General features: G+C 69.8%; 13 protein-coding genes. 10 read left to right on the forward strand and 3 right to left on the reverse strand.

What is annotated here, in order from left to right:
• Positions 1–9: 9 nt before the first annotated feature.
• The gene (locus tag C461_RS09875) at positions 10–1,332 is read right to left on the reverse strand and encodes a carboxylate--amine ligase (RefSeq protein ID WP_008000831.1); all 1,323 of its coding nucleotides are present in this window, start codon (positions 1,330–1,332) and stop codon (positions 10–12) included.
• Positions 1,333–1,517: 185 nt separating this feature from the next.
• On the opposite strand from C461_RS09875, the gene C461_RS09880 reads away from it, so the two are divergent.
• Complete coding sequence (locus C461_RS09880) at positions 1,518–2,045, forward strand: DUF5813 family protein (protein WP_008000833.1); 528 nt, start codon at positions 1,518–1,520, stop codon at positions 2,043–2,045.
• A 64-nt stretch (positions 2,046–2,109) separates the two neighbouring features.
• Positions 2,110–2,433, forward strand: coding sequence for a hypothetical protein (locus C461_RS09885; protein ID WP_008000835.1), 324 nt, complete (start codon positions 2,110–2,112; stop codon positions 2,431–2,433).
• Between the two features lie 87 nt (positions 2,434–2,520).
• On the opposite strand, the gene tmk is transcribed toward C461_RS09885, so the two are convergent.
• Positions 2,521–3,126: a dTMP kinase gene (gene tmk / locus C461_RS09890; RefSeq protein ID WP_008000837.1), complete on the reverse strand. Its 606-nt coding sequence runs from the start codon at positions 3,124–3,126 to the stop codon at positions 2,521–2,523.
• A gap of 131 nt (positions 3,127–3,257) precedes the next feature.
• On the opposite strand from tmk, the gene C461_RS09895 reads away from it, so the two are divergent.
• The 7 genes from C461_RS09895 (at position 3,258) to C461_RS09925 (ending at position 11,082) form a co-directional block, all read left to right on the forward strand.
• Positions 3,258–4,688, forward strand: coding sequence for a hemolysin family protein (locus C461_RS09895; RefSeq protein WP_008000839.1), 1,431 nt, complete (start codon positions 3,258–3,260; stop codon positions 4,686–4,688).
• Between the two features lie 55 nt (positions 4,689–4,743).
• Positions 4,744–5,679, forward strand: a complete 936-nt coding sequence (locus C461_RS09900) for a universal stress protein (protein ID WP_008000844.1) — start codon at positions 4,744–4,746, stop codon at positions 5,677–5,679.
• 130 nt (positions 5,680–5,809) lie between these two features.
• Positions 5,810–6,706 carry a complex I NDUFA9 subunit family protein gene (locus tag C461_RS09905; protein ID WP_008000846.1) on the forward strand — a complete coding sequence of 299 codons (897 nt, stop codon included), beginning with the start codon at positions 5,810–5,812 and terminating at the stop codon, positions 6,704–6,706.
• A gap of 190 nt (positions 6,707–6,896) precedes the next feature.
• On the forward strand, positions 6,897–8,075 hold the full coding sequence (locus C461_RS09910; protein ID WP_193365809.1) for a tubulin/FtsZ family protein: 1,179 nt from the start codon (positions 6,897–6,899) through the stop codon (positions 8,073–8,075).
• 12 nt (positions 8,076–8,087) lie between these two features.
• Positions 8,088–8,747 (forward strand): 2-phospho-L-lactate guanylyltransferase, encoded by a 660-nt coding sequence (gene cofC / locus C461_RS09915; RefSeq protein WP_008000851.1) that lies wholly within the window; start codon positions 8,088–8,090, stop codon positions 8,745–8,747.
• Positions 8,748–8,899: 152 nt separating this feature from the next.
• Positions 8,900–10,084, forward strand: coding sequence for a 7,8-didemethyl-8-hydroxy-5-deazariboflavin synthase subunit CofG (gene cofG / locus C461_RS09920; RefSeq protein WP_008000852.1), 1,185 nt, complete (start codon positions 8,900–8,902; stop codon positions 10,082–10,084).
• A gap of 134 nt (positions 10,085–10,218) precedes the next feature.
• Complete coding sequence (locus tag C461_RS09925; RefSeq protein WP_008000857.1) at positions 10,219–11,082, forward strand: mechanosensitive ion channel family protein; 864 nt, start codon at positions 10,219–10,221, stop codon at positions 11,080–11,082.
• A gap of 27 nt (positions 11,083–11,109) precedes the next feature.
• Here the strand turns inward: C461_RS09925 and C461_RS09930 are convergent, their stop codons facing one another.
• Entirely contained in the window at positions 11,110–11,835 is a 726-nt protein-coding gene (locus C461_RS09930; protein WP_008000859.1) for an SDR family oxidoreductase, read from the reverse strand.
• A gap of 136 nt (positions 11,836–11,971) precedes the next feature.
• Here C461_RS09930 and C461_RS09935 point away from each other — a divergent pair, with 136 nt between their 5' ends.
• The gene (locus C461_RS09935) at positions 11,972–13,471 is read left to right on the forward strand and encodes a phytoene desaturase family protein (protein WP_008000860.1); all 1,500 of its coding nucleotides are present in this window, start codon (positions 11,972–11,974) and stop codon (positions 13,469–13,471) included.
• Positions 13,472–13,479 lie beyond the last annotated feature (8 nt).

A 13,479-nucleotide genomic window follows, 5' to 3' on the forward strand; every position in this document is an offset into this window, starting at 1 on the left:
GGCGGCCGCTCAACAGGAACAGTAGTAGTCGCGGTCCACGAACTCGGTCTCGAACAGCTTCGCGGCCGGTGCGGGGTCGGAGGGGCGGTAGACGGCCGCCGTCAGGTCGCCCTCGCGCTCGAACGCCCCGGAGACGAGCCGCCGCCAGTCTGCGGGCGACAGCTGGTCCCAGACGGCGTCGTCGCCCGCGAGCAGCGCGAGGTAATCGCGGAGAGACACCCACCGCGCCGGCTCGACGCCGGGCGACTCGTACTCGGCGTCGGTGACGGCGGCGTACGCCGCCATCGGGAGGTTCGCGCCGGCGGCGACCGGCAGCCCGATCCACTTCCACGGACGGGTGTTGACGTCGAGCAGCAGGAACTCCTCGCGGTCGGCGTCGTACACGAACTCCGCCTCGCTGATCCCGTGGTAGCCGGCGTCTTCGAGCACGGCCAGCGCGCGCGCCTCGATCGCGGGCTCGTCGGCCGTCTCGACCAGACACGAGGTCCCGAACTGCTGCGGGTACCGGATCGCGGCGTTGCCGACCACCGCGAGCGCGTCGTCGACCCCCGACGGCGGCACGTACGACGCCAGCGAGTGGTCCCGACCGGTCGCGATGTCGACGCGCTTCTGGGCCATCACGGCGATCCCCGCCTCGCTGGCGGCCGCGACCGTGTCCGCGAACTCCTCGCGGTTCGCGACCTCGATCACGTTGGTGCCGAACGCCTCCTCGAAGTCACGTTTGAGCTCCGGCTTCACGACGAGCGGGAAACCGAGCGCGTCGGCGGCCTCGTCGACCGTGGCGTCGGCGTTTTCGGCCCCCGTCGCCGCGTCCGCCGTCTCCGCCAAGCGGTACGTCTCCGGGTACGGCACCCCGAGCGCCTCGCAGGTCGCGTACAGCGCGGACTTGTTCAACACGTCGTCGAGGGTGTCGATCCCCGAGAAGGGGAGGCGAACGCCCGCCGGCTCGGCCTCGGCGTACGCGAGCGCCCACTCGTCCATACAGCCGAACGCGACGGCCTCGGTGCCGGCGGCGTCGACGATCGCCTCCACGTCGGCGCGGAAGCCGTCGAGGTCGTCGAGCGGGTACGTCACCGCCCCCGCGAAGGCGACCGCGTCGGACGGCGGCGCGAGCCCGTCGTGACGGACGGTCCCGTCGGCGTCCGTGCTCGCGCCCCCGGCGCCGCCTCCGGCGCGGTCGAGCGCGATGACCGGGACGTCGTGCGCTGCGAGCGCGCGGGCGACCCCGAGGCCGGTCACGTGCGCGTTGCTGACGAGTGCTGGCGGGCGGTCGAAGTCGGCGTCCGCGAGCGCGTCGACGAGCGACGCGGTCGAGAGAAACTGCTCGGCCATAGCGTCACTCGCCGGTCCGGGTACAAAGGCTCACTAGTACCGGCCCCGCGTGCCACTACCGGTGACGAGGGTGGGACCCATACCGGCCGAAGCGGACGATCGCGGTGCGGCGCGGTTACGAAGGCCCCGCTCTCGAAGGACGCGGACGCAACGCGCTTTTGGTCGCGTACCGCCTCCGATCGGACATGACCGACAGCGAGAGCGAGCGCGGGTCCGAGCACGAACTCCCCGACCGCGTCCGCCGGGCGTTCGCGGACCACGGCTCGTTCGAACCCGCCGCCGACGGCGTCTGGACCGCGGAGACGACTCCCTTCGACGGCGACGTGCGCGCCGAACCGGCCGCGGACGGCCGGGTCCGATTTCTGGTGACCGTACGAGTGCCGACCCTCTCGGCGGTGACGACCGACGAGGTCGCCGACGTGGTCGAAGAGGGGTGGACCGAGACGTTCGAACTTCGCGTCGTCGACGTCGGCGGGGTTACACGCAAGGAACGCGAGTTCGACCCGACCGTGACGATCGACGGCGACGAGATCCGCGTCGGCTTCGAGCTGACGGATATCAACGAGCGACGCGGCGTCGACGACGCCGGCGCGCTCATCAACTTCGTCGAAGGGACGTACGTACAGGGCGTGATTCCCGGATACGAGTACACCGAGCCCGTCACGGACCTCCTCTCGGCGGCGCGCCGACAGGCGAACGGCGGGGCCTTCTGAAGGGAGACGCGAGGCGCTTCTCCGCAGCCGATAGGGGCAAATGGCGGGGGCTCGTAGACGGCGTATGTTCGCGCTGTTCGGGTTCGTCAGCCTCCTCGCGCTCGTGGCGTTTCACACGCTGGTGGCCGGCGTGGCGACCCGATTCTTCCGGCTTCGGCTGTCGACCTCGTGGGGGGCGGTCGTGTACACGATCGTGTTGATTCCGATGCTGCTTCTCGTCTCGACCCTGCTTTTCACCGGCGTGTTGAACGTCGGGTCGGGCGTCAACCTCGGGAGTCCGACCATCGTGCTCGGCCTGCTCGTCGCGCTGCCGGTGGTGCTCGGCGCCGCGATCGACTACCTCTACATCCCCCCGCCGGACGAGTACGAGTTACCCGACACGCAGTGATTCGGGGATAGCGATTTGACGACGCGGCGTCGACGCCGCCCCCTCGTCTCTCCCGCTCCTCGTCCGCCTTGCTACTCGTCCGCCTTGCTACTCGTCCGCCTCGGCGTCGAGGAGGTCGGCGACGATCGCCTCCACGCGCTCGATGACCGCCTCGGGCGAACGCGTCGCGTCGACACGGTGGAAGCGCCCCGGCTCGGCGTCGATCAGGCGCTCGTAGTTCCGCTGGACCGCGGCGAGGTAGCCGTCCTGTTCGAACTTGTTCGTGCGGCCCGCCCGCTCGGCCGCGGTGCGGGCGTCCAGATCGAGGAAGATCGTCGCGTCCGGCGGCCGCGAGAAGGCGCTGTGAATCCCGCGGATGTACTCCAGTGGGCGCTCGATCCCGACGTCGCTGGCGGCGAGCGTGGCGGCCTGATACGCGAACCGGGAGTCGGAGTACCGGTCCGAGATCACGAGCCGCCCGTCGGCGAGCGCGGGCTCTATCGTCCCCGAGAGGTGGTCGGCGTGGTCGGCGGTCAACAGGAACAGCTCCGCCAGCGGGTCGGCGTCGTCGGCCGCGATCGACCGAGCCACCGCCTCGCCGTACCAGCTATCGGTCGGCTCGCGGGTGAACGTCGCGTCGGGGTAGACGTCGTGGAGCGCCTCCCAGACCGTCGTCTTCCCGCTCCCGTCGAGCCCCTCCAGCGTGATCAACATGGTCGCGCTCCGGCGCGATGAGGAATAAACCGCCCGCTTCGAGCGACGGGGCCCTTTTTAGTGACCCCGCGGCGAACGACCGCCATGGTCGACAATCGCTCTCCCGCTTATACCCGGTCTCGGAGGCGCCGATGGTAGACATCGCGCTCTCTGCCACACAGGTACTCGTGGCGCTCGTGCTGGTCGTGTTGAACGGCTTCTTCGTCGCGTCCGAGTTCGCGTTCGTCCGGGTCCGCTCGACGTCGGTCGAGCAGCTCGCCGCGGAGGGTCGCGCTGGCTCCGGCGCGTTACAGGACGTGATGGAGGGTCTCGACGACTACCTAGCGGCGACGCAGCTCGGGATCACGCTCGCGTCGCTCGGGCTCGGGTGGATCGGCGAGCCCGCCGTGGCGGCGCTGATCGAACCGGTGCTCGGGCCGCTGCTGCCCGCGAACATCCTCCACCTCGTTTCCTTCGCGATCGGGTTCAGCATCATCACGTTCCTCCACGTCGTGTTCGGCGAGCTGGCGCCGAAGACGATCGCCATCGCGCAGGCGGAGCGAGTCGCGCTGCTGCTCGCCCCGCCGATGAAGTTCTCGTACTACCTGTTTTCGCCCGGGATCGTCGTGTTCAACGGGGCCGCGAACGCCTTCACCCGCGCGATCGGCGTGCCGCCGGCCTCGGAGACCGACGAGACGATGGAGGAGCGGGAGATCCGGCGCGTGCTCGCGCGCTCCGGCGAGGCCGGGCACGTCGCCGACGCCGAAGTCGAGATGATCGAGGGCGTCTTCGAGCTCGACGACACGGTCGTCCGCGAGGTGATGGTCCCCCGCCCGGACGTGGTGACCCTCCCCACGGACGCCGACCTCGCCGCGATCCGCACGACGGCGCTCGACGCGGGTCACACTCGGTACCCGGTCGTGACCGACGGAGACGCCGATCGCGTGGTCGGCTTCGTCGATCTGAAAGACGTCTTGCGCGCGGGCGAGGTCGGTGACGAGTCGGTGACGGCCGACGAACTCGCCCGCGACCTCATCGTCGTCCCGGAAACGGCCTCGATCGGCGACCTCCTCGTCCGGTTCCGCGACGAGCACCGACAGATGGCCGCCGTCGTCGACGAGTGGGGTGCTTTCGAGGGGATCGTCACCGTCGAAGACGTCGTCGAGGCGCTGGTCGGCGACCTCCGTGACGAGTTCGACACCGGCGGCAACGACCACGCGATCCGCCGGCTCGACGACGGCGCGCACGAGGCGGACGGTTCCCTCTCCCTCTCGGACGTGAACGACGCCCTCGGAACGGCATTCGACGGCAACGGCTACCAGACGCTCGGCGGACTCGTGCTGGACCGACTCGGCCGCACGCCCGAGGTCGGAGACACCGTCACAGTCGATGACCGAACGTTCGAGGTGACGGCCGTCGACGGCGCGCGGATCTCGACGGTGCGGATCACGACGCGAGGCGACGACGAGACAGGCGACGACGAAGCGGGCGATGCGGACCGCGCCGAGGACACCGGCGGTGCCGGCGACACCGACCGCGCCGACGACACAAGCGGCTCGGACGACGACGCCGGGTCGAGATAGCACGCGTCGCGAACCGGCGAGGCCCTTTTTATCGGTCGGGCGTGACCGTGGACCCATGTTCGAGCGAATTTTGTTCCCGACGGACGGCAGCGACGGGGCGGAAGCGGCGTTCGGCCACGTCCTCGACGTCGCGGCCGACCACGACGCGACCGTGCACGTCCTCAACGTCGCCGACACGACCCACGACAGCGTGACGCGGATCGGCCGCGAGGTCGTCGACGTGCTCGAACAAGAGGGAGAAGCGACCGTCGAGGCGGCCGCCGAGCGCGCCGCGGACCGAGGCGTCGAGGCGGTCACGGCCGTCCTGCAGGGCGGGGTGGACGAAACGATCGCGGCGTACGCCGACGAGCACGGGATCGACCTCGTCGCCATGTCGACCCGCGGCCGAACGGGACTCGATCGCCTGCTCCTCGGGAGCACGACCGAACGGGTGATCCGCCGATCGCGAGCGCCCGTCCTGAGCGTGCGCCCGGACGGAGAGCCGGCCCGGTACCCGTACGAGGACATCCTCGTGCCGACCGACGGGAGTCGACACGCACGCGCCGCGCTCGACCGCGCCGTCGACCTCGCCGGGATCACCGGCGCGACGGTCCACGCCCTCACCGTCGTCGACGTCGGCACGGTCGGGCTGGAGGGATACTCGGGCGTCGACGCGCTCGTCTCCGGCGCCGAAGCGACCGCCGAGGACGCGGTCGCGACCGCCGAGGCGGCGGGCGTCGAGGCGACCGCGACCGTGGAGGTCGCCTCCTCCGCCGCCCGCGGAATTCGGTCGATCATCGCGGACCGCGACGTCGACCTCGTCGCGATCGGGACCCGCGGCCGGCGCGGCGTCGAGCGGTATCTGCTCGGGAGCGTCGCGGAGCGGACGGTCCGGACGTCTCCGGTGCCCGTGCTGACGGTTCCCAATCCCGACACCGGCCCAGACACCGACTCCGACATAGACTCCGATCCCGACTCCGACACCGCCCTCGACCCCGACGACGAGGCCTGAGTACAGATCGAAACGAGGCCGGATCGGATCGGATCCGATCGGATCGGATCGGAGATAGAGGGTGACCGGTCGGCGCCGGCGCGTCAGACACCGCGGTAGATTTACGGGGTTTCCGTCCGATAATAATCACATGAAAGTGTTGGTAGCCGGCGGGACCGGGTTTATCGGATCGAACCTCTGCCGCGCGCTCGTCGACGGGGGCCACGACGTGACGGCGCTCTCCCGCTCACCGGGCGACACGCCCGAAGGCGTCGCTCCCGCCGAGGGCGACGTCACCGACTACGACTCGATCGCCGCGGCGGCCGAAGGGCAGGACGCCGTGGTGAACCTCGTCGCGCTCTCTCCGCTCTTCGAGCCGAAGGGCGGGAACGTCATGCACGACCGGATCCACCGCGGCGGCACGGAGAACCTGGTTCGCGCCGCCGAGGCCGCCGGCGCCGACCGGTTCGTCCAGCTCAGCGCGCTCGGCGCCGACCCCGACGGCACCACCGCGTACATCCGCGCGAAGGGACAGGCCGAGACGGTCGTCCGCGAGAGCGACCTCGACTGGACGATATTCCGCCCGTCCGTCGTCTTCGGCGACGGGGGAGAGTTCGTCTCGTTCACCAAGCGGCTGAAGGGGATGTTCGCGCCGGGCGTGCCCCTGTACCCGCTCCCCGGCGGCGGGAAGACCCGCTTCCAGCCGATTCACGTCGAGGACCTCGTCCCGATGCTGGTCGCGGCGCTCGAAGACGACGAACACGTCGGCGAGACCTACGAGGTCGGCGGACCGGAGGTGCTCACCCTGCGACAGGTGACCGACCTCGTGTACGCGGCCGAGCGCAAGGGCGTCACCATCGTCCCGCTGCCGATGCCGCTCGCTCGGATCGGCCTCACCGTTCTCGGCGCCGTGCCCGGATTCCCGATGGGGGCCGACCAGTACCGTTCGTTGCAGTTCGACAACACGACCGCGCACAACGACGTCGCTGCGTTCGGCGTCGACGAGGCCGAACTAACCACGCTCGGGTCGTATCTCGGCGTGGAGTGACCGCGGCGATCGCGGGACGGCGCGGCGACGCTGCGGACGGACCGGCGAGTTGCGCTGCAACCGGGTCGCCGCCGTCGATCCCGCACCTCGCGTTCGTGTCAACGATCGGAATATCACGGCTGGTAACGGCAACCGAAGAGTTAAATACGAGATCACGTTCTGTTCATTTCAAAGGCGGAGGGAGCACACGATGAAACTTGCAATGATCGGATTCGGACAGGCGGGGGGGAAAGTCGTCGACAAATTCCTGGAGTACGACAAGCGGACGGGCTCGGAGATCGTCCGCGCGGCCGCGGCCGTCAACACGGCGAAAGCCGACTTGATGGGCCTCGAGCACATCGCCGAGGACCAGCGCGTGCTCATCGGACAGTCCCGGGTGAAGGGGCACGGGGTCGGCGCTGACAACGAGCTCGGCGCGGAGATCGCCGAGGAGGACATCGACGAGGTGCAGGGAGCCATCGATTCGATCCCGGTCCACGAGGTCGACGCGTTCCTCGTCGTCGCCGGGCTCGGCGGCGGTACCGGCTCCGGCGGCGCGCCGGTCCTCGCGAAGCACCTCAAGCGGATCTACACCGAGCCGGTCTACGGGCTCGGTATTCTGCCGGGCAGCGACGAGGGCGGGATCTACACCCTCAACGCGGCCCGCTCGTTCCAGACGTTCGTCCGCGAAGTTGACAACCTGATGGTGTTCGACAACGACTCGTGGCGCAAGACCGGCGAGTCCGTTCAGGGCGGGTACGCCGACATCAACGAGGAGATCGTTCGGCGGTTCGGTATCCTCTTCGGCGCCGGCGAGATCCAGCAGGGCCAGGAGGTCGCGGAGAGCGTCGTCGACTCCTCGGAGATCATCAACACGCTCTCGGGCGGCGGTGTCTCCACGGTCGGCTACGCCGAAGAGGAGGTCGAAGAGCGCACCTCCGGCGGGCTCCTCTCGCGGCTCCGCAACGACGAGGGCGGCGACGAGCTCGACAGCGCACACACCACCAACCGGATCACCAGCCTCGTCCGCAAGGCGGCGCTGGGCCGGCTCACCCTCCCCTGTGAGATCGAGGGCGCCGAACGGGCGCTGCTCGTGCTCGCCGGGCCGCCGGAGTACCTCAACCGGAAAGGTATCGAGCGCGGCCGCAAGTGGCTCGAAGAGCAGACCGGCTCGATGGAGGTCCGCGGCGGGGACTACCCGTACCGCGGCGCCGGCTTCGTCGCGACGGTGATCCTGCTCGCGGGCGTCACGAACGTCCCGCGGATCAAGGAGCTCCAGCAGGTCGCCATCGAGGCGCAGGACAACCTCGACGAGATCCGCGAGGAGAGCGACGACAACCTCGACGAACTCGTCAGCGGCGACAGCGACGAGCTGGAATCTCTGTTCTAGGCGAGCCTCCAGATGGAGGTCCTCGTCCCGTTCTCGACCGACCGCCCGAAGTCCCGACTCTCCGGCGTGTTAACCCCCGACGAGCGCGAATCCTTCGCGCGGGCGATGCTCCGCGACGTGCTCGACGCGATCGAGGCCGCCGGCGGCGCGCCGCGGGTCCTCTCGACGGCCCCGATCGACGTCGACCTCGGGTGTCCCGTCGACGTCGACGACCGTCCGCTAACGGCCGCGATCAACGCGGCGCTCGACGCGCGTTTCGATGGGGCGTCGACTGATTCTGCTCTCGTCGCCGTCGTCATGGCGGACCTCGCGCTCGCGACGCCGGGGGCGCTGCGGGAGCTGTTCGCCGCGGGCGAAGCCGCCGACGTCGCGATCGCGCCCGGTCGCGGCGGCGGGACCAACGCCCTCGTCGTCGGTCACCCCGCGTTCCGGGTCGACTACCACGGCGCATCCTACCTCGACCACCGGCGGCTCGCCGCGGCGGTCGGCGCGAGCGTCGGCGTCGTGGACTCTCACCGGCTCGCGACCGATATCGACGAGCCGGCGGACCTGGCGGAGCTGTTGATCCACGCCGAGGCGAGCGCCGACGAGAGCGGGGCGGCGCGCTGGCTCCGCGACGCCGGGTTCACGCTCGATGCGACGGACGGGCGGGTCGGCGTCTCGCGGGAGTGATCGACCGGAACGAGCGGTCGGAGCGGTCGGAGCAGTCGGAGCGGTCGGAGCAGTCGGAGCGGTCGGAGCGGTCGGACGAGATGATCGAGCACGACCGAACGCGACCGAACGCGACCGCGATCCTTTTTGAGTCCCGACCGTGAGGGACGGACGTGTTTACGGCGGCCGACGAGTACGGGATCGACATCGAGGTCGACGCCGACCGCGTCGAGCGGCTGCTCTCGGTGTCGCCCGACGACGTCGAGCCCGCGGAGCGGCTCACCTTCGCCCGCAACGTCTTCGTGCCGCTGACGACCGCGTGCCGGTACACCTGCACGTACTGCACCTACTACGACGTGCCCGGCGAGGCGTCGCTGCTGTCGCCCGCAGAGGTCCGCGAGCGGTGTCGCGTCGGCGCCGACGCCGGCTGCACGGAGGCGCTGTTCACGTTCGGCGACGAGCCCGACGACCGGTACGCGGAGATCCACGCGCGGCTCGACGAGTGGGGGTTCGCATCGATCCACGACTACCTCTACCACGTCTGCGAGATCGCTTTAGAAGAAGGACTGCTCCCGCACTCGAACCCCGGCGACCTCACGGAGACGCAGTTCGCCGCGCTCCGCGAGGTGAACGCCTCGATGGGCGTCATGCTGGAGACGACCGCCGACGTGGACGCGCACAGCGGCGGGCGGCGGAAGACGCCGGGCCAGCGGCTCAACACGATCCGGGCGGCGGGCCGACAGGGTGTGCCGTTCACCACCGGGATCTTAGTCGGTATCGGCGAGGACTGGCGCGACCGCGCGGAGAGCCTGCTCGCGGTCCGCGAGCTCCACGAGCGATACGGCCACGTTCAGGAAGTGATCGTCCAGAACGTCGTCCCGAACGAGCGGTCGGACTTCGCGAAGCCGGACCTCGCGACCATGCGACGGGTCGTCGCCATGGCGCGGGCCGCGCTCCCGCCCGAGGTGTCGGTGCAGGTGCCGCCGAACCTCTCGCCGGCGGCCGATCTCGTCGACTGCGGGATCGACGACCTCGGCGGCGTCTCGCCGGTCACGGACGACTACATCAACCCGGACTACGCGTGGCCCGACCTCGACGGGCTCCGGTCGGTCGCCGACGCCGGTGGGGTTCCCCTCCGCGAGCGACTGCCCACGTACGACCGGTACCTCCCGGACGATATCCGTCACACTGCCGTCGATCCCGCCCCCGCGCCGACGAGCCGTGACGCCTGGATCCCGCCGGCGGTCCGCGACCGGATCCGCGAGGACGACGTCCACGGGCGGCGGCTCCGAGCCGTCGCCTGCGGCGAGGGGCCGCTGGATCCGCGGCCGGCCGGCGGGCGCGGTTCGGACGCGTGAATCCGGCGTGAATGAGGCGGACCGGACGCGGGGCGGACGCGGAGCCGAGCGATCGCCGAAGCGCCGTCGAAACGGGCGGCGAACGGTGACGGTCCCGACAGACTCTTTAAATATCAACTTAAATACCATCGGTGATGGTAGCATTACAGTTCGGGTTGACGGGACTCGCGGCGACGGCCGCCGGAATCCTGTTCACCGTATTCTTGTTCGTGATCGGCTTCGTCGGCGTGCTCCTGCTCGGCAGACTCGTCTTGGTGCCGGCGGTCAAACGGACCGCCGACGCGCGCGGGTTCGACGAGGCCGTCAAGAGCCTCGGGACGAGCGTCGCGAACGCGGTCGTCTGGGTCGCCGCCGTCGCGATCGGCTTTACGATCGCCGGGTACGGCGCGTTCCTCTCGGCGTTCGCCGTCTTCGGCGGCGCCATCGCGCTCGCGATCGGCTTCGCCGCGCAGGACCTGCTCGGGAACTTCGTCGCCGGCGTGTTCATCTTGAAAGACAAGCCGTTCGAGGTCGGCGACTGGATCGAGTGGGACGGGAACGCGGGCCGCGTCGAGGACATCGACCTGCGCGTCTCGCGGGTCCGCACGTTCGACAACGAGCGGATCACGGTCCCGAACGGTGACCTCGCGAACAACGCGGTCACGAACCCCGTCGCGTACGAGACGCTCCGGCAGAAGTTCGTCTTCGGTATCGGCTACGACGACGACATCGCGGAGGCGACGGACATCATCGTCGAGAAGGCGGAGGCGCACGAGGACATCCTCAATGACCCGGCGCCGTCGGTTCGCGTGGTCGAACTCGGCGACTCCGCCGTCGGGCTCCAGTCGCGGTGGTGGATCGACGAGCCCGACCGCGGCGACTTCGTGCGGGTGCGCTCGGAGTACGTCACCGACGTGAAAGAGGCGTTCGACGAGGCCGGCATCGACATGCCGTACGTCCACAGACAGCTCACCGGGAGCGTCGAAGTCCTCGAGTCCGTCGCGGACGACGACCAGTAGCTCCGGATCGCGAGGGGCGACGACCGCCTACCGCGTCGCCTGTTTCCACTCGCGGAGCCCCACGCGCTGGCCGTTCAGCGCATCGGCGGGCGCCGCGGTCGCCGCCCAGACGAACAGCGGAGCGACGCTCTCGGGGTCGCGGGCGCGCTCCATCCCGGTCAGATCGGTCGCGACGAGGCCGGGATCGACGACGCCGACGGTCGCGTCGAGGTCGGCGGCGAACCCGCGGGCGACCGCCTCGGCCGCGGCCTTCGACACCGCGTACGCGCCCATTCCGGGCTTCGACTCGTGAGCGACGGAGCCGGACGGGACGAGGATCCGTGCGTCGTCGGCGAGGTGCGGGACGGCCTCGGTGATCGTCGCGAAGACGCCGCGAGCGTTGGTCCGCATCGTGTCGTCGTAGTCGGCGTACGAGAGCGCAGTCGTCGGGCTCTCGCCCGGCCCGCCGTGGAACACTGCCGCGTTCGCGAACACGACGTCGACGGGGCCGGACTCGCGGGCGACGCTCTCGAAGAAGCGTTCGAGGTCGAACTCGTCGCGGACGTCGACGCGGGCGCCCCAGGCGGTTCCGGCATCGTCCGCGGCGTCCGCGTCGTCCTCACCACCGGTGTCGTTCAGCTCCGAGACGGTCCGATCGACCGCGTCGCCGTCGCGTCCGGAGACGGCGACGAACGCACCCTCGTCGACGAACGCCTCGGCCACCGCTCGTCCGATCCCGCTCGTAGCGCCGGTGATCGCGACCGTCAGGTCCATGTGATGATCACTAGGAATGTCGCCGACTTAGTGGTATCCACTCTCGGCGTCTCGGCGGGATCGGAACCTCACCGAAACGGGAGCGGGCGGCGCCGTCTGGCCGGCATTTATACCTCAGCCGATCGTAGCCTTCGACATGGACGTGGCCCCGGACATCGACGCCGTGGCCGGCGAATCCGTCGTGGTGATCGGCGGCGGATTCGGTGGCCTCTCGACAGCCTGCTACCTCGCCGACGCCGGCGCGGACGTGACCCTCCTCGAGAAGAACGAGCAGCTCGGCGGGCGCGCGAGCCGCCTCGAAGCGGACGGGTTCCGCTTCGACATGGGCCCCTCGTGGTACCTCATGCCCGACGTGTTCGAGCGCTTCTTCGGGCACTTCGGGCGGTCGCCGGACGAGTTCTACGAGCTGGAGCGGCTCGATCCGCACTACCGGGTGTTCTGGAAGGACGGCGACCAGGTGGACGTGCTCCCCGATCACGACGCGAACAAGGCCCTCTTCGAGGAGTACGAGCCGGGCGCCGGCGAGGCGTTCGAAGACTACTTAGAGGAGTCACAGCGCACCTACGAGATCGGGATGGAGCACTTCGTGTACGAGGACCGCCCGCGGCTCCGCGACTACGTCGACACCGACGTGCTCCGCTACTCGTGGGGGCTCTCGCTGTTAGGCAAGATGCAGGGGCACGTCGAGGGGTACTTCGATCACCCGAAGCTCCAACAGCTGATGCAGTACACCCTCGTCTTCCTGGGCGGCTCGCCGACGAACACCCCCGCGCTGTACAACCTGATGAGCCACGTCGACTACAACATGGGCGTCTACTACCCCGAGGGCGGGATCGGCGCCGTCGTCGACGGGATCGTCGAACTGGGCGACGACCTCGGCGTCGAGTACGTCACCGACGCCGAGGTGACCGGCATCGAGGGGCGACAGGGCGCGTTCGCGGTCGACACCGCCGACGGCGACCGCTACCTCTCGGACCTCGTCGTCTCCGACGCGGACTACGCCCACACCGAACAGGAGCTGCTTCCGCCGCGGAAGCGGCAGTACACCGCCGAGTACTGGGAGTCGCGGACGTACGCCCCGTCGGCGTTCCTCCTGTACCTCGGCGTCGAGGGCGACGTGCCCGAGCTGGCCCACCACACGCTGGTGCTGCCGACGGCGTGGGACGAGCACTTCGAGACCATCTTCGACGACCCGGCGTGGCCCGACGACCCGGCGTACTACCTCTGTGTCCCCTCGGAGACGGACGACACCGTCGCGCCCGAGGGGCACAGCAACCTCTTCGCGCTCGTCCCCATCGCGCCCGGGCTAGACGACACTCCCGAGCGACGCGAGACGTACCGCGACCTCGTGATCGACGACATCGCGGAGAACACGGGGACCGACCTCCGCGACCGGATCGTCTTCGAGGAGTCGTTCTGCGTGAACGACTTCGCCGACCGCTATAACAGCTATCAGGGCAGCGCGCTGGGACTGGCACACACGCTTCGACAGACCTCGCTGCTCCGCCCGCCGCACCGCTCGGAAGCGGTCGACGGGCTCTACTTCACCGGCTCGACGACGACGCCGGGGATCGGGGTCCCGATGTGTCTGATCAGCGGCCAGCTGACCGCCGAGGAGCTGTCGAAGACGGCGTGAGCGACACC

This window comes from Halorubrum aidingense JCM 13560 (genome assembly GCF_000336995.1).
Classification (GTDB): Archaea; Halobacteriota; Halobacteria; order Halobacteriales; family Haloferacaceae; genus Halorubrum; species Halorubrum aidingense.